The organism is Pseudooceanicola antarcticus (genome assembly GCF_900215355.1).
GTDB classification, from domain to species: Bacteria; Pseudomonadota; Alphaproteobacteria; order Rhodobacterales; family Rhodobacteraceae; genus Pseudooceanicola; species Pseudooceanicola antarcticus.
Genome location: NZ_OBEA01000002.1, coordinates 438745 through 456961 on the forward strand (window position 1 = coordinate 438745; position 18217 = coordinate 456961).

The window sequence follows — 18217 nt, forward strand, 5'->3', positions numbered from 1 at the left end:
TCTGTCCTTTCAGGCCGAACGGCGGCCGACGAGGGCGAGGGCGCGGTTGATGGCTGCGGGGCCGGCCATGGCCAGCACCAGGGTGGCGCCAAGGGTGGTGACGGTCTTCACGGGTTCCTCGAGCAGCGGCCGTTTCGAGCAGGCAAGAGAGGCGCGCATGCGGTTCACTGCCTCGGCACCGTTGCCCGCACTGACGGCGCGGCGGGCCAGGTAGCGGTTCTGGTAGGCGCGGGCCACGGGCGTCTCGCGGGCGAAGAACTCGGGCGCCAGCGGGGTCAGCTTCTCGACCATGCGTTCCCAGAAGGCGAACTGGCGGGTGATCCCGGCCGAAAGCCCCCCTGGTGCCACGCGGTAGCGGGTCAGCAGGCCGCGCAGGCCCTCGATTTCCCAGTCGGTGGTCAGCATCATGCGCAGCCAGCATTCGATATCCTCGGACTGGCGGAAGCTCTCGTCGAACCACCAGTCACGGGCGGTTTCCTGCGCCGGGCGGAAGGCGATGGCATCGAGCGCCGCGCGGCGGATCACCGGGGCCGAGCCGTTGCCGATCGGGTTGCGCTTGAAGACATGGGCGGCGGTGATCCCGGTCAGCCGGGGGCGCTGTGCGAGACCGGTGGCCTGGCTTTCGCTGTCGATCAGCTCGGAGCCCGAGAAGGAGATGCCGACATTGGGCCTGGTCTCGAGGTGGCGCACATGGGCGGCCAGCTTCTCGGGGCGCCAGAGGTCGTCGGCATCGCAGAAGCCGATGTATTCCCCACGGGCGTGGTGAATGCCGGAGTTGCGTGCTCCGGCCAGGCCCCGGTTGGGCTGCTGGATCAGGCGCAGGCGACGGTCGCCGAAGCTGCGGGCGATGGCCGGCGTGCGGTCGCTGGAGCCATCGTCGATGACCAGCAGCTCGAAGTCCTGGAAGGTCTGCGCCAGCAGCGAGCCGAGCGTCTCGGCCAGGGTTTCGGCCGCGTTGTAGGCGGGCACCACGATCGAGACACGGGGGGCGGTCGAGGAGATGAGATGGGGCATGTCAGGTCTCCGGTCAGTTTGCAAAGACGGGGGGCTTAGTTTGCAAAGAGCGTTTTACGCAGGGCGGCGGGCAGGATGGGGGCCATCAGGGCTCCCCCCAGAGTGAGGGCGCCACGGCGCAGGTCGGAGAACCAGCCGCGCGGGCTGGCGCCCAGACCGCGCAGGGCCAGGCCCAGGGTCTGGCGGCGCGGGGCGCCGGTGCGCAGGGCACGGCGGGTCAGGTAGCGCAGGTGGATCGCCTCGTCGCGCGGCGAGGGGCGGTTGCCGTAGCGGGCGGCCGTGGTCAGCGCGGCGAGACGCCCCGCGGCCATGGCGGGCAGATCCGCCGAGAGGCCGGTGACCGAGGTGCGGTACATCACCTGGACCTCGTCGATCCCGGCAAGGCGGTGGCCTTCACCGACGAGGCGGATCAGGAACTCCAGATCCTCGTTGTGCACGATGCGCGCATCTAGCCCGCCGCGGGCGCGGAAGACATCGGCGCGCAGGGCCAGGTTCGACATGGTGCAGACCGGGTTCTCGCCCAGCAGGTCGCTGACGGTGACGTCGCGCGACAGGATGCGGCTGCTGCTGCGGGTGCCCTCGGCGTCGAAGAAGGCCACGCGCGCATAGGTTGCGTCGATGGTCGGATCGGCAAAGCGCCTGGCCAGGCTCTCCAATTTGCCGGGCAGCCAGAGGTCATCGGCGTCGCAGAAGGCCAGGATCTCTCCACGGGCTTCGGACAGGGCGAGGTTGCGTGCCTCTGAGGGGCCCTTGCCGGAATTGCGCATCGGGCGGAAGCGGGGGTCCTGCTGGGCGAAGCGGCGGGCAATGTCGAGGCTGTCGTCCACCGAGCCATCGTCGATGACCAGCGCTTCCCAATCGCCGAGGCTCTGCGCGCGCAGGCTGTCGAGGGTCGCGCCGAGGGTGGCGGCGGAATTGTAGCAGGGGATGACGATCGTGAAGCGGGGCATCAGGCAAGCTCCATCCGGCGAGAGGTCACGAGGGCGGGGCCGATGGCGGGCAGGGCGGCTCCGATCTGGGTCACCAGGGCGACCACGAGGTAGCCCATGGCAATGGCGGTGAGGCCGTAGGGGGCCAGGACGATGGTGTTGGCGATCAGGGCGGCGGTCATGGCGAGGGTGGCCAGGAACTCGACCTGCGGCTTGTCGTGGGCGCGCAGCCACTGGGCGGCGGCGGACCAGATGACGCCGGGGATGGCGGCGAGGCAGAGGATCGAGACCACGTCCTCGATGCCCGACCAGCCGTCTCCGAAGAGCACCGGCACGTAGTAGGGCGCGGCCAGGGCCTGCAGCATCACCGCCGGGGCGATGATCGAGACCGACAGGATCAGCGAGCGGCGCAGCGCGGCGGCGCGGTCAGGTGCGGTGACCAGGTGTGGGAAGAGCACCGTGGCGAAGGCCTGGCTGAACGAGGTGGCGAGACCGAGACCGGCGTTGAAGGCCATGAAGTAGAGGCCCAGCATCTCGGTGCCCAGAAGCGCGCCGATGACCAGCTTGTCGGCCTGCAGGCGCAGCGCCTTGACCACCTCGACCCCCAGCACGGCCCAGCCATAGGCCAGGAAGGGGCGCAGCGGCGCTGCCGTGGCAGAGCGGTCGGGGCGCCAGGGGCGCAGGCGGCGCATGGCGACAAGCCAGACCGGCGCCGCCATCAGGCGCGGCAGGACCAGCGCGATGGGACCGGGGAAGATCAGCGCCAGCAGGGCAGAGGCGACATTGGCGGCGACGACCTGGCCCCCGGCGATGGCGGCGGTCTGCTTCATCTTGCCTTCGCGCATGGCCAGGGCGCATTGCACGAGGCCTGCGGGCATGAAGAGGTATTCTCCGGCCAGCACCGCGATCAGGGCAAAGAGCATCACGTCGCCGGTCATCGCCCAGATGGCGCCGCCGGCGGCCACCTGCAGGGCGAAGAGACCCAGGCACCAGGCCCAGAAGATGCGATGCGCGGTGCGGGTGGTGGCGGCCAGGTCCTCGTCGCGGGCGGCGATGACGCGCTGGCCGACGCCGTTCTCGGTCAGCGACTTGACGATATCCGAGGCGGCCATGGCGGCGGCGGCCAGGCCGATGGCACCGGCATCCATGGTCCGGGCCACCGCGATGACGACCAGCAGGCGCGATCCCTTGGCCGCAGCCTCGGAGAGGCTGTAGGCAAGAAGATGCGCAGCGAAGCTGCCGGGGCGGAGGAAGCGGATCATCGAGAAAGTCCTGGTGAATATGCGGTGATGCCCCCTGATAAGGGCTCTTTGGCCCTTGCGTCTTTCGCGCCCTAGGAGAGTGCAGGGGGGCAACAGGCAAAGAGACCTATCCATTCGGATGGGCGGCTGACCCTGAGTAAGCTGGACGCTTGAATCCCGCCCGGTATAGGGTGACTGCAAAGCCCGAGATCAAAGCCCAAAGCTATTCGGACCAGACAGTGACCCGCATCCGCTCTTTCCTGCCCCTCCAAGGCGCCGCGACGCTGGCCCTCGCCCTGGCCGCCTGCAGCGCGCCGCCTGCGGCCCGCAACATAGAGCCGGTGGCCGAGGGCGCTGCCTTCCAGGCGCAGTATCGCGCCTTCGAGGAGGCCTCGCGCGGCGAGACGGTGGTGCTGCGCGCTCCGGCGATGAATGCCGCGCGCTGCCTGCCGCCGGCGGGCGACCTGGGCGGTGTCGGGGGCAAGGGTGGCGCGGCCACTCCCGTGGCCTTGCAGGGCGAGCTGCTGAGCCGGGGCGACCTGGTCCAGGTGCAGCTGCCCCAGGACGAGACCTTCACCGGCGAATACGTGATCTCGCGCGATGGGACGCTGAAGCTGCCCTATCTGCCGCCGATCATGGCGCAGGGCCGCAGCGTCCAGCAGGTCTCGCGCGAGATCCGCGCGGCGCTGACCGATGGCGCCTTCTACGCCGCCGAGCCGCAGCTGTCGCTGCTGGTGATGGACCTGGCCCCGGTGCGCGTCGCCGTGCGCGGGGCCGTCTTCGAGGCCCATGCGCTGGATATCGGCGGTGTGCCCGGTGATGCGGTGGACAGCCGCCGCCAGGCCGCCCTTGGGGCCTCGACCGAGGGGCGCAACCTCTCGGTGGCGCTGCGCAGCGCGGGCGGGGTGCGCCCCGATGCGGATCTCTCGGCGGTGCGGCTGACCCGTGGCGGGGTGAACTACACCCTCGACCTGCGTGGCGTGATCGAGGGCCGTGCGGCGCCGGACGTGATGCTGGTCACCGGAGACGAGATCTTCGTGCCCTCGCGCGGCTGCTTCCAGGATGACCTGATGCGCCCCAGCCCGATTTCTCCGCCGGGGATCTCTCTTTACCTGTCGAACCTGACCCAGCCGGCCAGCAACAACGCCAGCTCTGCCATCGGCCAGACCGTGCGCGAACTGCCCTACGGCGCGCGCTACATGCAGGCGGTGGTGAATGCCAATTGCGTCGGCGGGGCGCGGGCCTCGAGCGCGGCCCGCTCGGCGGCGCTCTTTACCCGCAACCCGATCAGCGGCGTCTCGGCGGTGATCGAACGCCCGGTGGAAAAGATGCGCCAGCGCGCCGACCGGGATGACTACGATCCCTACCTGCTGCCGGGTGACGCCATCGCCTGCTACGACAGCTCGGTGACCAACCTGACGGAGGTGGGCCGGGTGCTGGGTGTGCTGGGGGCCGTGGCGGTGCTGGGACGCGACTGAGGCAGCGGGCCTCGGCGCGCGCCTTGTCTTGCCGGACGCAGGACGCCCTCAAGATCCATGATCCGCCCCCGGCGGCTGCGCGCCGTCCCAGGTCGTCCGAGGTTTCTGACGGCCTTGGCTCAGGCGGCGGTCAGGCGCTTGTCGATGACCTTGAGCTGCTCGAGGCTGTCGCGCCACAGGGGCTCCAGCGCAGAGAGTTCCGCCTGCTCGACCTCCTGGTTGCGCTTCGTCTTGGTCTCGATCTCGGCGAGGGCCTGGCGCAGGGCGGTCAGGCCGAAGGTGCCGCAGGTGCCAGCGGTGGCATGGGCCAGGCGGGCGATCTCGGAGCGGTTGCCGGGGCCCGAGACGAGGGCGGCGATGCAGCCGTCGGTCTCGGCGATGAAGCGATCCAGCAGCTTGCGGCCGGTGGCGGCGCCGGTGCCGCTGAGCAGGGATTCGATCTGGCTGCGGTCGATCAGGGTGACCGGGCTGTGCGGCGCATCGGTCTGCGGATCGGGCGACGAGAGCCGCCCGTTGGCCACGTCGTCGAGGCAGCGGGCCAGCACGTTGCGGTCGATGGGCTTGGGCAGCACGTGGGACATGCCGACGGAGCGGAACCGCTCGACCTCTTCGGGCAGCGCATGGGCGGTCAGGGCGATGATCGGCACCTCGGCGGAGGCACCATTGCCCGAGCGGATGCGGCAGGCGGCTTCGGCGCCGTCCATGACCGGCATCGAGATATCCATCAGGATCACGTCGAAGCGCTGCGCCATGGCCCATTCCACGCCGGCCTGACCGTCGACGGCCTCGGTCACCTGGTGGCCTTCGCTTTCCAGCATCTCGCGGGCAATGAAGCGGTTGATCTCGTTGTCCTCGACCAGCAGCACTTCCATCGGGGTGATGGCGTTCTGCGGACGGTCGCCCGAGGTGTCGTCTTCGACGTCCAGCGCATTGGCCGGGGTCACGGGCAGGCGGACCCAGAACAGGCTGCCTTCGCCGGGTTCGCTCTCGGCACCGACTTCACCATCCAGCAGCTCGACCAGGCGGCGGACGATGCCAAGGCCAAGGCCGGTGCCGCCAGCCTGGCGCGCATAGGAGGAATCCAGCGTCTCGAAATCGTTGAAGATGCGCTGCAGGTCGCCTTCGGCGATGCCGATACCGCTGTCGATGACGCGGAATTCGATCTGGTTGTGCTCGGGGCCGAGCATCTCGACCTCGATCTCGATGCCGCCGCCGCGGGTGAACTTGGCGGCATTGCTGACCAGGTTGAGAAGGATCTGGCGGATCTTGCGGCTGTCGCCCAGCAGGCGGTCTTCCGAGGCGCCGATCCAGGACCAGTTCAGGTCGTTGCCATGGGTGCTGGCCAGCGTGGCGGTGGATTCGACCACCCCATCCATCATGCGCGAGATCGAGAAGGGGCGGGACTCGGTGGTCATCTTGCCCGCTTCGAACTTCGCCAGGTCCAGAACGTCGTTCACCAGGCCCAACAGGTGCTGGCCGGAGCCCTGCATCAGGTCCAGCAGCTCGCCCTGGGCCTCGTTCAGACCGTGGTCGCGCAGCAGCTGCATGGAGCCCAGCAGGCCGTTCAGCGGGGTGCGCATCTCGTGGCTCATCACCGCGAGGAATTCCGACTTGGCCCGTTCGCCCGCAAGCGCGCGGTCGCGGGACTGGGTGATCATCTCTTCCTGCGCCTTGCGCAGCGAGATGTCGCGGACGAAGAAGACGTAGAGATGCTTGTCGTCGGCGGCCTGGTCGAAAGAGATTTCCGCCGGGAAGCGGCGTCCGAAGCGATCGACGGCGATGATCTCGTGGGGGTGCAGCACCTGGTCGCCGCGCTGGCGCGAGCGGATCACGGTCTGCACCACGCTCTGCAGCTCGGCGGCCTGCTCGTCGCTGAGAAGGATCTCGCTGACACGGCGCCCGATGGCCTCGTCGCGGCGATAGCCGAAGACGCGCTCGGCGGCGGAGTTGTAGTCGCGGATCATCCCCATGTCGTCGGTCACGACGATGGCGTCGATCGAGGTCTCGACGATGGTGTGCATCCGCTTGGCGCGGCCCTCTGCCTGCTCTGCATGTTCGCGGGCTTCGCGGGCCAGGCGGGTCAGCACCAGGGCGATCAGCGACAGGCCGGCGATAAAGGCAAAGAGCACCGCCGCCACCATCGACAGCTTGCGGATCAGGCTGTCTTCGCGCTCGTCGCCGACGCGCACGAAGGTTTCGAGCGCGGCCAGCGAGAACTCACGCACCAGCGGGCTGGTTTCCTGCGCATCGGCGACCAGGGTGCCGATATCGGCGGCAAGCGCCTCGTCGTCGCTGTCGATCAGCGGCACCGAGCGCTGCAGGAAGTCCTCGACCGCGCGGCGCGGTGCCTCGAAGGCCTCGACACCGATCAGCGCCTGGAACGGATCGGCGTGGTCGATGGTATACATGCGGCTGTAGAAGACGTCGAAGCGGGTCCGGGTCTCGTCCAGCGCGGTCGAAAGCGCCTCGGGGGAGGTCGTCTCTCGAACCTCGTTCAGCGCCTTGTAGGCGGCGATGCGGAAGTGCAGGAAATCGACATCGGTCTGCGACAGGCTCCATTGCAGGCTGTCCGACTTCGACGCCGAGAGTTTCTCGATCTCGTTCAGAATCCCCCAGGCCATGCCTGCCATGAGAGCGACGCAGAGCCCTAACGTGGTAATGGCCGCTACTGGTTGTTGCCAGAAAGCGGGCCTGTAGGGTTTCTGTTCAAGGGTCATCCGTTGTCCTTCTGCGGCTCTCCCGCCGGTCAGTCGATGACCTTCAGGCGGTCGAGCTGCCAGATGCTGCGCGAATAAACTACATCACTACGGTACGCAGCGCCCGAATCGAAGGGATAAATGACCCAGAGAGGCCCCTTTGCCCTTACGGACATCGGTTTGCCGTGGTTCTTGTAGGCGATGATCGGAAATTCCTCGTCCCAACCGTCGGCCGGAATCTGCACCGCGTAGTCGTTGATCGCGGTCGCATCGACCGCGCTGGCCTCGGGGGCGATATCCGCGATCAGGCTGGCCAGCGGCACGCCGGTGAAGTCCTGCATGCCCTCGGTCCAGTTGGTCGTGGTCTCGACCTGGGTCGATGGCATGGCTTCGAGATCGGCAAGGGTGAACTCTGCCAGAACCTCGTCTTCCTCGTTCAGCACGGTCAGAAGCACCTTGTCGTCTGCCTGCACGGCGACGGTTCCGGCGAGAAGGGTCAGGGCCGCAAGGAGGGGGGTGATGCGAGAGCGGATGGTCATGGAGCGATTCCCTAATTTTTCGTTCAAGTCTCGCATGTTTCCGAGTATTTTTCTTGGCGCATTGGAAGACCCGACCTATCCGAAAGGATAGGTTGTTCACGTTTACGTGGGGAGGAGGCTACCTATTTCGACCCCTGGGTCAATAGGCTCCCCGTCCTCCGATGACGGCCCGTGCCGTCAGCGCCAGCAGGAGGGTATCCAGCAGCAGCGAGCGGGAACGGATGTAGGCGAGATCCATGTCGATCATCTTGTCGAAGCCGATTTCAGCGCGTCCCGAGACCTGCCAGAGGCCGGTCAGGCCGGGTTTCACCTCGAGGCGGCCCATGGCGCGCTCGGGGTAGGCCGCCACCTCTTCGGGCAGGGCGGGGCGGGGGCCGACGATCGACATGTCGCCCTTCAGCACGTTCAGGATCTGGGCCAGCTCGTCGATCGAGAGGCGGCGCAGGATGCGGCCCACCCGCGTGATGCGGGGGTCGTTGCGGGACTTGAAGCAGATGCCCTCTCGGTCCGAGGTCGCAAGCAGCGCGGCGCGGCGGGCCTCGGCGTCGGGATACATCGAGCGGAACTTGAGCATGGTGAAAGGGGTGCCGTCCTTGCCGACGCGGGTCTGACGGAAGAGCACCGGGCCGCCGCTTTCCAGCCGGATCGCCAGGGCGGTGAGCAGCAGGATCGGTGCCAGAATAATGAGCGCCGCGGCAGAGACCGTGACATCAAAGACACGGCGCGCGGTGTCTCCGGCGGGGCGTTGCGCCCGTGCATCGAGGTAGGCGCGGCCGAGGAAGGCGAAATTGCCGATCAGGTAGCGGCGGGCCATGCGGCGGGGCTCCATGGCCAGGCGCCAGGCCCATTCGGCGCGCGCCTTGCGCACGATTGCCGGGGCGCGCTTGACGCGACCGGCCAGGAAATCGAGGAGCGCGCCGACGCCCATGGTGATGCGCGGCGACAGCCGGGCCTCGTGCTTGGCCAGCCAGTTGTCCTGGAAGGGCACGCCAAGGGCAACCAGCAGGATATCGGCCCCCGATGCGTTCACTGCAGCGACCGCGGCGTTCTCGTCGGTCATGCCGTCGTAGCCGTCACGGGTGCCGGCGATCTTCAGTCCGGGGATGTCGCGGCCCAGGCGCTCGGCGGCCTCGGCGGCAACACCGGGCTGGCCGCCCAGCAGGAAGACGGACAGGCCGCGCCGTGCCGCTGCCTGCAGCAGGCGGGGGGTGAAATCGGTGCCGTTGAGGTTCTCGGTCAGGCTCTGGCCGCTCATCCGGGCGGCCATCTCGACGCCGATCCCGTCGGGCAGGATCATGCCGGCGGTGACCAGTGCATCGCGGTAGGTCGGATTGCGCGCGGCGATATTGCCGCAATGGGCATTGAGGAAGGCAAGCCGGGTGCGGCGACCGGGCTGAAGCAGGCGGGTGATCACCGCATCGGTGGTGGCGTCTACGATATCGAGACCGAACAGACGGATGCGCGACAGGGCCTTGGGAGCCGGTGCGGGGCGGACATCGTGCAGTCGGGCGAGCTGGGCAGTGGCGTTCATGGTGAGCATCCGAAGTTGCGTTGAAGTTGCATTCAGATGGATGACGCTGCGGCATGAACTCCAGCGCGCGGCGGGTGAGGTTGCGGGGACATTAGCCGAGCACTGCGCCTGCACGGGGGGTCTGGACACCCCAGGCGGGAATGACCCTTGATCCGGGGGAGTCAGGCAACTATCCCTAAGAATAGGATACCACTCCGAGGGGTCTCCCCGATTTGGTCACATTCTTGGTGTCGGGTTAACCAGTGGCTAACGTCTTGATTCGGAATGGCGGGATTTACGATTGATTACGGCAACACCCAGTCAGGAAGCTTCGGTGCGAAAGATGTCTCAGGGCGGTATGCGGGTCCTCATCGCGGATGATCACGATCTGCTCAGGGATACCCTGCAAGCATTTCTCAACGCCGAGGGCGGTTTCGAGACCGTGACCGTGGCCTCTTATGACGAGGCCGTGGAGCGGGTCGAGAACGACGAGAGCTATGATCTCGTGCTTCTGGACTACTCCATGCCCGGCATGTCCGGCATCGAGGGGTTGCAACGTATGATGGAACAGACCGGCCACAGCCGCGTCGCCATCATCTCTGGCACCGCCAGCCGCGAGATCGCCGAAGAGGCCCTGGCCATGGGCGCCGCAGGCTTCCTGCCCAAGACGCTTTCCGCCAAGTCGCTGATCAACGCGGTCCGCTTCATGGCGATGGGAGAGCAATATGCGCCGCTAGAGTTCATGCGCGCGCCCACCGAGGAAGAGAGCAACCCGCTGGCCGACAAGCTGTCTCATCGCGAGCTGCAGGTGCTTGAGGGCCTGACCCAGGGCAAATCCAACAAGGAGATTGCCCGCGACCTCGATATCCGCGAGCCGACGGTGAAGCTGCACGTGAAGACGCTCTATCGCAAGATCGGCGCGTCGAACCGCACCCAGGCGGCCATCATCGCCAAGGAGGCGGGGCTCTTCTAGGCCCTCCCGCCAGCCCCGTTGCCGGGAAGCCCTATCCTTGGGGATAGTTAACATGGGCTTTCGCGCGTCCCCGCAACCCTTGGGCGTCCCCCTGCAATCCAGTGATGTCAGGTAGAACCTGGGGCAAGGAGATCAGCCATGCCCCATGCCTCGAATGACGATCTGACGCCTCGCACCAAAACTGTCCGGCCTGCGCCCGAGGGTGGGCGCCGGCTTGTGCCGCGTCTCATTCGCAAGCCGCTGGGGGCGCTTACCGCCATGCGCCTGCTGCGTGGCGGGCGTATTGCCGATGCCGGGCGCTTGCCGCGCTACCTGGCGCTGCTGGCCCTGGGCGGCGTCGCCATCTGGGCGCCGATCCTGAGCTATCTCGACCGCGCGCCGTTGCGCTACACCTCCAGCATGTCGCTGATCCTGCCCGGCTCCGGTGCCTCGGCCTCGGTCAACCTGGCGCAGATCGGCCAGGCCTCCTCGTCCTCCAATTCGCCCTTCAATGGCGGTTCGGTCAGCCCGACCGAGACCTACAAGCGCCTGCTGGCTGCCGAGCGCATCGTCGCCGGGGCGGCGGGGGCGCTGGACATGCCGTTGCGCGATTTCGGACAGCCGCGGGTCGAGCTGGTCGACCAGACCGGGCTGATCCATATCGCGGTGACCGGCAATTCGCCCGAGGATGCCCGCGCCCGAGGTACCGCCCTGCTGGACAACTTCTTCCAGGAGATCGACCGTCTGCGCTCGGACGAGATCGCCACCCGAGAGCTGCGCGCCGGCTCCGCGATCGAGGAATACCGTGCCTCGGTCATGGCCACCCGCGACGAGATCACCCGCCTGCAGACCGAAACCGGCCTGCTGTCGCCGGACCAGTACAACACCCTGGTGGCGGAAACCGACACCCTGGCACAGCGTGTGCAGGATCTTGAGGCCAAGCTGCAGGAGAGCTCTCGCGCGGTGGATGCGCTGGCGGGGTCCCTGGGCACCAGCCCGCGTCTTGCGGCGGCAGCCCTGCGGCTGCATGCGGATACCGAGTTTGCCGCGCTGAACGACGAGGTGTCCCAGCGCGCAACCGAGTTGTCGCAGGCCCGTGCCCGCTATGGCGCCTCGCATCCCACCTTGCAGAACGCGGCGGCGGGGCATCGTTCGGCCCATGCCGAGGCTCTTGGCCGTGCCATTCGCCTGACTGGCCTCTCCGAGGCCGAGATCGAGGCGCTGGACTTCTCGCACGTCGGCTCTCGCACCAGCCTGCTGAGCGAGCTGGTCACCCTCGACAGCGCGCGCGCCGGGCTCGAGGCCGAATACCGGAGCGTCGCCAGCCAGCTGGCCGTGGCCGAAGCGCGCCGGACCTCGCTGATCGAGCCGGCCGCGCGGCTGGAGGATCTGCAGCGTGATTTCTCTGTGGCCGAGGCGGTCTTTGCCTCTGCCATGGCGCGCAGCCAGACCGGCAAGGCCGATCTCTATGCCTCCTACCCGCTGGTGCAGGTGCTGGAAGATCCCTCGCTGCCCTTCGAGCCCTCCTCGCCGCGCCGCATGCTGGCGCTGGCCGCCGGTGTCGCCGCCTCGCTGATGTTCTTCATCGGCCTGACCCTTGCCTGGATGCGCCGCCCGATGATCGACCGGCTGATCGACAGCGGCAAGAACCGCTATGGCGAGCCCGGCCTGATCGTGGCGGCGGAATGACCGAGAGGCTGGCCCCGGCCAACCCCGCCGAGGGGCTGATCTGGTTCACCCTGCGCTGGACCTGGCCCTTCTATTTCATCGGCGCGCTCTATGTCGTCGGCCCCGTGCTGGCCTGGTTGCTGGCGGGGCTGGCGGCCTTCACGCTCTACTTCGGCCCGGTGATGCGGGACGGCCTGAAACCCCGAGGCCCGATCCCCCCGGTGATCTGGGGCTGGATCTTCGGCATGGCGGTGATGCTGGTCGTGCTCTGGATCGGCCATCTCAACTGGCACCTTGGCACCGGCCGCACCATCAAGAGCTCTATCGGCTGGGCCAAGGGCTGGGCGTTGCTGGCGCTCTTTCCGCTGGCCGGCGCGGTGCTGCCGATCCGCCGCGAGATCCTGATCCGCGCGCAATGCATCGTCGGACTCTGGACGCTCTGCCTGCTGCCGATCATGTTGGCCGCGCCCTACGTGGGCCTGCCCGAGCGCATCTTTACCTCTCCCTTCCGGGCCATCGGCGGACCGGGGCCCGAGTACTTCAGCGTCTACTTCTTCACCTGGGATCCGGCCAGCTGGACCCCGCGCTGGCAGTTCTTCGCCCCCTGGGCTCCCTTCGCGGCGCTTCTGGGCGTCCTGCAGGTCTGTTTCGCGCTGGAAGAGAGCGACCGCAAATGGCGCAGCATCGGCATCGCGGCCGGCATGGCGATGATCTTTCTGTCGAAGTCGCGCATGGGGCTCGTGGGCGTGGTGGCCTGCACCCTCGGCCCGCGCCTGCTGCCGCTGGTGCTGAAGGGCTGGGCCTGGATGATGCTGGCGGCGCTGACCGCCTCGCTTGCGGTCTTCGGCACCTGGGCGCTGTCGACGCTGAAGGACGGCGTGGCCGCCTTCAAGGGCGCGCGCGCCGACAGTACCCGCGTCCGCGCCACCCTGCAGCGCATCGCCGGAGAGCGCTGGCAGAACGAGGCCTTCTGGTTCGGTCACGGTACCGTCCAGCCCGGCCCGCACCTGGTGGAATACATGCCGATCGGCTCTCATCACACCTGGTGGGGGCTGTTGTTCGTGAAGGGCCTGGTTGGGATGCTGGCGCTGCTGCTGCCGCTGGCCTGGCATACGCTGATCGTCATGGTCGATGCGGCGCGCCATCCGCGCGGCCGGCTGCCACTGGCGGTGATCATGACCATCGTGCTGCTGTCCTTCGGCGAGAACCTCGAGATCGAGGCCTACATGATCTGGCCCGGCCTGGTGATCCTGGGGACGCATGCCCAGGACGTGGCCCAGGATGCACGGCGCCGCCTTGCGGCGGGGGCGGAGGTCACTCCGGAGGCAGGACCCGGCCCTGCCCAAGCAGATCCGCGGGATTGAGCGCGGCGCGCAGGCGCCGCAGCAGCGCGATCTCGGTCTCGGTGCGCACCAAGGGCAGGTAGCGCACCTTGTCCTGGCCCAGCCCGTGCTCGGCGGTGATCGAGCCACCCATGCTGGCGGCCAGGGCATTGAGCCCGCCCGTGACCTCGGAGCCCTTCCCGGTATTCACGATGTAATGCAGGTTGCCGTCGCCGATGTGACCAAAGACGAAGGGCTGCGCCTCGGGGTCGATCCGGGCCAGCAGGCTGCGGGCGGCGTCGAGGAACTCGGGCAGGGTGCGGGCGGGCAGGGACAGGTCGTGCGCCACCAGCTCTCCCAGGCTGAAGGTATATGCCACGCAGGCTTCGCGCAGCGCCCAGAGCTTGTCGTATTCGCTTGCCGACTGGGACACCACGATATCCGAACAGAGCCCGGCCTCGTAGGCCTCGATCAGCGCCGCCTCGAAGGCCTCTTCGCGCAGGACCTCGGCCATGCCCTGGACCTCGAGCAGCACGTAGAGCCCGGCGCCGGGGGGCAGGGGCGGGGTGCCGATGCGGGCGGCGGCGCCCTCGTAGACCTCTGGCCAGATGCCCTCGCAGGCTGAGAGCAGCGGGCCGAGCCTCGCCCGCATGTGTGCCAGCAGCTCCTGCGCGCGGGCCGCATCGGGCACGGCGCAGAGCGCGTTGATCTGCAGGCTGGGGGCGGGGTGCAGGCGGAGCAGGGCGCGGGTGATCACCCCATGGGTGCCCTCGGATCCGATGAAGAGCTGCCGCAGGTCGGGGCCTGCGTTGTCCTTTTCGAGCCCCCGCATGGCATCGATTACCGAGCCATCGGGCAGCACCGCCTCGAGCCCCGCCACCTGGGCGCGCATCATGCCGTAGCGCAGCACACGGATGCCGCCCGCATTGGTGGCGATCATGCCGCCGATGGTGGCCGAGGCTCGGGCGCCCAGGTCGACCCCGAAGATCATCTGCTGCGCCTGGGCGACCTGCTGCACCGATTGCAGCGTCGCACCCGCCTGGACCTCGACCTGCGCCGCGATCCGGTCCACCGGGGCCACGTTGGTCATCCGTTCGAGCGAGAGCACCACCTCGCCCGCGCGGGGACGGGCGCCGCCGGAGAGGCCGGTCAGCCCGCCCTGCACGATGATCGGCCTGCGGACCGCGAAACAGGCCGCAAGGGCGGCCGAGACGCCGGCCGTATTCACCGGGCGCAGGACGAGCCTTGGCTGGGCTCCGCCACGCCGCGTGGCATCCGTGGAAAACCTCGCGGTGTCCCTGGGAGCCGTCAGCGGCGCCAGGTCATGACCCGCCAGCTGTGCCAGCAGCAGCGCTTCAGGCATCGTTTCTGGAACCGGTGCAGATCATGATCAGTACCTACCTTCATTCCGGTTTTGCCAAATGTGCCTCGGAGCAAAGCCGGGCGGCGGACTCGGCCATACCCTTGGGGATCGCGGCGGATAAGAGAAGCCCTCCTTTGGACGTACACACAGGGATTACCCCCGTGCGCTGAGTCACCCGCGCGGGTGCCCTCACCGGCATGGCAAGGGTGGCCAATTGCGGTGCGGCGCGGGGCATCGGGCCGAGGTGCCGCCCTCGCGCAGCTGCCCCCGGCCTTGTGCCGTTAGGCGCGCGGGCTTCGCCGGGCCGGCCATGGCATGGCTCTGGTATGAAGGCCGAAAAGGCGGTAGTTTTTAGGACTTGCAGGCAAGGGAGGCGTCATGACCGACGCGGCATTCGATATCGGCGCCAGGCTTCTGGCGATGCGGAAGGCGGCGCAGCTCTCGCAACGGCAGCTGGCCGAGCGGGCAGGCGTGCCCCATGCGCAGATCTCGATCATCGAAAAGAACAAGTCCTCGCCCTCCATCGCTACACTGCGCAAGATCCTCTCGGGTCTCGGCATGACCATGGCCGATTTCTTCGACAGCGAGCGCACCGCCCCCGAGGGGCCCTTCTTCGGCCCCGAGGACCTGCTGAACCTGACCTCGAAGCTGCCGGTGACCGGCGCGTCCGACGTGGTGGGGCAGGTGGCCTTCCGCCAGATCGGCGATGCCCGCCGTCACAACCTGCAGATCCTGCACGAGGTTTACGAGCCCGGCTCCGACACCGGCGAAACCATGCTCGAGCATTTCTCGAACGAGGGCGGCTATGTCATCGAGGGCGAGCTCGAACTGACCGTGGGCGAGGAGGTGCGCATCCTGCGCCCCGGTGATTCCTACCTGTTCGACAGCCGCATCCCGCATCGCTTCCGCAATGTAGGTGCGGTGCGCACCGTGGTGATCTCGGCCTGCACGCCCCCCTATCTCTGAGACCGAAAGCGCCGCAGGAGACGCGCTGCCGACGTTGGGTCGGGCCCGTGCGCGGGCGGCGCTTTCTCTTGTTTGAACTCCCGCACGCCCACCTGGCTGCTCACCTGCGCATCCGGCCCTTTCTGATGCGCTTCCTTGCGCGGGTTCACAGGTTTGAAAGAGCATCATTACCGGAACTTCATCGAGGTGAATCAAATCTGTCACGGAGCGCCCGTAGCAGGACGTCATTCACTACGTCCTCTTCGATGGAGTTTCCCGATGCAGCGTTCCCTGATGGCAGGCCTTGTCCTGACCAGCGCCCTGGTGGCCCCCCTGGCGGCTTCCGCTCAAACCGAAATCACCTGGTGGCATGCCATGGGTGGCCGTCTGGGCGAAAAGGTTGACGAGATCGTCGCCGCCTACAACGACAGCCAGGACCAGTTTCACCTGACCGCCACCTACAAGGGTGGCTATGCCGAAACCATGACCTCGGCCATCGCCGCCTTCCGCGCCGGCGAGCAGCCTGACCTGGTTCAGGTCTACGAAGTCGGCACCGGCACCATGATGGCCGCCGAAGGCGCCGTCTATCCGATCTACCAACTGATGGAAGATCACGGCCAGGACTTCGACCCCTCGGCCTACCTCTCGGCCGTTGCCGGCTACTACACCAACACCGACGGCCAGATGCTGTCGATGCCGTTCAACTCGTCGACCCCGATCCTGTACTACAACAAGGACATCTTCGCGGCCGCCGGTCTGGACCCCGATGTCGCCCCGGTAACCTGGGCCGACGTCGAGGCTGCCTCGCGCGCCATCGTCGAATCCGGTGCGGCCACCTGCGGTTTCACCTCCGGCTGGATTTCCTGGGTGCAGCTCGAGAACTTCTCGGCCTGGCACAACCAGCAGATCGGCACCAACGAGAACGGCTTCGGCTCGATGGACAGCAAGCTGACCGTCAACGGTCCGGTCCAGGCCCGTCACTGGGAAAACCTGGCCAAGTGGCAGGCTGAAGGCCTGTTCAAGTACGGTGGCCCCGCCGGTGGTGCCGATGCTCCGCCCGCCTTCTACTCGGGTGAATGCGCCATCTACATGAACTCCTCCGCTTCGCGCGCCGGTGTTCTGACCAACATCGACTTCGACCTGGGCCTGGGCATGCTGCCCTACTACGCCGACGTCGAAGGCGCGCCGCAGAACTCGATCATCGGCGGTGCCACCCTCTGGGCCCTGGCCGGTGCATCCGACGACGAATACGAAGGCCTGGCCGACTTCCTGACCTTCCTCTCCTCGGCCGAGGTCCAGGCGGACTTCCACCAGTTCTCGGGCTACCTGCCGATCACCAACGCAGCCTACGAGCTGTCGATCGAACAGGGCTACTACGACGAGAACCCCGGCGCCGACCTGGCGATCAAGCAGATCACCCTGAACGAGCCGACCGCGAACTCCAAGGGTCTGCGCTTCGGCAACTACGTCCAGATCCGTGGCGTGATCGACGAAGAGTTCGAGGCCCTGCTGGCCGGTGACAAGACCGCCCAGGAAGCCCTGGACGATCTGGTCGAGCGCGGCAATTCGCTGATCGCCGACTTCGTCGAAGCCAACGGCTGACCCTTCGCACTTCCAGACAGGCCCGCGTGTTGCGCGCGGGCCTGTTTCCATTTCCGCCCTTCGGGTTCCCCATGCAGACCAAGCGCACAACTTTCCGCAGCTACTGGCTGCCCTACCTGCTGATCGCGCCACAGCTCGCGATCACGCTGATCTTCTTCATCTGGCCCGCCGGCCAGGCCGTCTGGCAGAGCTTCCTGCAGGAAGACGCCTTCGGCCTGTCGACGAAATTCGTCGGGCTCAGGAACTACGTGAAGCTCCTGAACAGCCCCGAGTACCTGGCCTCCTTCGAGACGACGGTGATCTTCACCGTCTGTACCGCCGGCCTCTCGCTTGGTCTGGCGCTGCTCTTTGCCGTGGCGGTGGATCGGATGATCCGGACCGCCAGCGCCTATACGACCTTCATCCTCTGGCCCTACGCCGTGGCCCCCGCCATTGCCGGTGTGCTCTGGTGGTTCATGTTCAATCCCTCGGTGGGGGTGCTGACCTATGCGCTTCAGACCATGGGCTATGACTGGAACCACCGCCTGTCGGGCACCGACGCCATGATCCTGGTGGTGCTGGCTTCGAGCTGGAAACAGATCAGCTACAACTTCCTGTTCTTCCTCGCCGGGCTGCAATCCATCCCGCAGAGCTTGCGCGAAGCGGCTGCCATCGACGGCGCGGGTCCGGTGAAGCGTTTCTTCACCGTGGTCTTTCCGCTGCTCTCGCCGACGACCTTCTTCCTGCTGGTCGTGAACATCAACTACACGATGTTCGACACCTTCTCGACCATCGACGCCTCGACCGCGGGCGGCCCCGGCCAGTCCACGACCATCCTCGTCTACAAGGTCTACGAGGACGGCTACAAAGGGCTCGATCTTGGCTCCTCCGCGGCCCAGTCGGTGATCCTCATGGGGATCGTCATGGTCCTGACCTTCATCCAGTTCCGCTACATCGAGCGGCGCGTGCAATACTGAGG

The 18217-nt window shown here is 67.3% G+C and carries 14 protein-coding genes; 7 read left to right on the forward strand and 7 right to left on the reverse strand.

Features of this window, described 5'->3' with window-relative positions; translation table 11 throughout:
- Window positions 1-9: 9 nt before the first annotated feature.
- Genes CRO50_RS06755 through CRO50_RS06765 form a run of 3 tightly spaced genes read right to left on the reverse strand, consistent with a single transcriptional unit; the run spans window position 10 to window position 3205 of the window.
- Window positions 10-1014, reverse strand: coding sequence for a glycosyltransferase family 2 protein (locus CRO50_RS06755; protein WP_097145116.1), 1005 nt, complete (start codon window positions 1012-1014; stop codon window positions 10-12).
- A 35-nt stretch (window positions 1015-1049) separates the two neighbouring features.
- Window positions 1050-1964 (reverse strand): glycosyltransferase family 2 protein, encoded by a 915-nt coding sequence (locus CRO50_RS06760; RefSeq protein WP_097145117.1) that lies wholly within the window; start codon window positions 1962-1964, stop codon window positions 1050-1052.
- Window positions 1964-3205 carry an oligosaccharide flippase family protein gene (locus CRO50_RS06765; protein WP_097145118.1) on the reverse strand — a complete coding sequence of 414 codons (1242 nt, stop codon included), beginning with the start codon at window positions 3203-3205 and terminating at the stop codon, window positions 1964-1966. Before CRO50_RS06765 ends, CRO50_RS06760 begins: the two co-directional genes overlap by 1 nt.
- Before the next feature lie 218 nt (window positions 3206-3423).
- Between CRO50_RS06765 and CRO50_RS06770 the strand changes: the two genes are divergently transcribed.
- Window positions 3424-4662 (forward strand): polysaccharide biosynthesis/export family protein, encoded by a 1239-nt coding sequence (locus CRO50_RS06770; RefSeq protein ID WP_097145119.1) that lies wholly within the window; start codon window positions 3424-3426, stop codon window positions 4660-4662.
- Between the two features lie 119 nt (window positions 4663-4781).
- On the opposite strand, the gene CRO50_RS06775 is transcribed toward CRO50_RS06770, so the two are convergent.
- From CRO50_RS06775 to CRO50_RS06785, 3 genes are all read right to left on the reverse strand, one after another.
- On the reverse strand, window positions 4782-7283 hold the full coding sequence (locus tag CRO50_RS06775; RefSeq protein WP_218844979.1) for a hybrid sensor histidine kinase/response regulator: 2502 nt from the start codon (window positions 7281-7283) through the stop codon (window positions 4782-4784).
- A 125-nt stretch (window positions 7284-7408) separates the two neighbouring features.
- Window positions 7409-7897, reverse strand: coding sequence for a putative pterin-binding protein (locus tag CRO50_RS06780; protein ID WP_232617739.1), 489 nt, complete (start codon window positions 7895-7897; stop codon window positions 7409-7411).
- Between the two features lie 139 nt (window positions 7898-8036).
- Window positions 8037-9428, reverse strand: a complete 1392-nt coding sequence (locus tag CRO50_RS06785) for a WecB/TagA/CpsF family glycosyltransferase (protein WP_097145360.1) — start codon at window positions 9426-9428, stop codon at window positions 8037-8039.
- A gap of 337 nt (window positions 9429-9765) precedes the next feature.
- On the opposite strand from CRO50_RS06785, the gene CRO50_RS06790 reads away from it, so the two are divergent.
- From CRO50_RS06790 to CRO50_RS06800, 3 genes are all read left to right on the forward strand, one after another.
- Complete coding sequence (locus CRO50_RS06790; RefSeq protein WP_097145121.1) at window positions 9766-10380, forward strand: response regulator transcription factor; 615 nt, start codon at window positions 9766-9768, stop codon at window positions 10378-10380.
- A gap of 138 nt (window positions 10381-10518) precedes the next feature.
- Complete coding sequence (locus tag CRO50_RS06795) at window positions 10519-12048, forward strand: GumC family protein (RefSeq protein WP_097145122.1); 1530 nt, start codon at window positions 10519-10521, stop codon at window positions 12046-12048.
- Window positions 12045-13391: an O-antigen ligase domain-containing protein gene (locus CRO50_RS06800; protein ID WP_232617738.1), complete on the forward strand. Its 1347-nt coding sequence runs from the start codon at window positions 12045-12047 to the stop codon at window positions 13389-13391. Before CRO50_RS06795 ends, CRO50_RS06800 begins: the two co-directional genes overlap by 4 nt.
- On the opposite strand, the gene CRO50_RS06805 is transcribed toward CRO50_RS06800, so the two are convergent.
- Window positions 13342-14712 carry an FAD-binding oxidoreductase gene (locus tag CRO50_RS06805; protein ID WP_097145123.1) on the reverse strand — a complete coding sequence of 457 codons (1371 nt, stop codon included), beginning with the start codon at window positions 14710-14712 and terminating at the stop codon, window positions 13342-13344. The genes CRO50_RS06800 and CRO50_RS06805 overlap by 50 nt on opposite strands.
- A gap of 378 nt (window positions 14713-15090) precedes the next feature.
- Between CRO50_RS06805 and CRO50_RS06810 the strand changes: the two genes are divergently transcribed.
- The 3 genes from CRO50_RS06810 (at window position 15091) to ugpA (ending at window position 18215) form a co-directional block, all read left to right on the forward strand.
- Window positions 15091-15678 carry a cupin domain-containing protein gene (locus tag CRO50_RS06810; RefSeq protein WP_097145124.1) on the forward strand — a complete coding sequence of 196 codons (588 nt, stop codon included), beginning with the start codon at window positions 15091-15093 and terminating at the stop codon, window positions 15676-15678.
- 258 nt (window positions 15679-15936) lie between these two features.
- Window positions 15937-17259, forward strand: coding sequence for a sn-glycerol-3-phosphate ABC transporter substrate-binding protein UgpB (gene ugpB / locus CRO50_RS06815; protein ID WP_097145125.1), 1323 nt, complete (start codon window positions 15937-15939; stop codon window positions 17257-17259).
- 71 nt (window positions 17260-17330) lie between these two features.
- Window positions 17331-18215: a sn-glycerol-3-phosphate ABC transporter permease UgpA gene (gene ugpA, locus CRO50_RS06820; protein ID WP_097145361.1), complete on the forward strand. Its 885-nt coding sequence runs from the start codon at window positions 17331-17333 to the stop codon at window positions 18213-18215.
- Window positions 18216-18217: the final 2 nt, after the last annotated feature.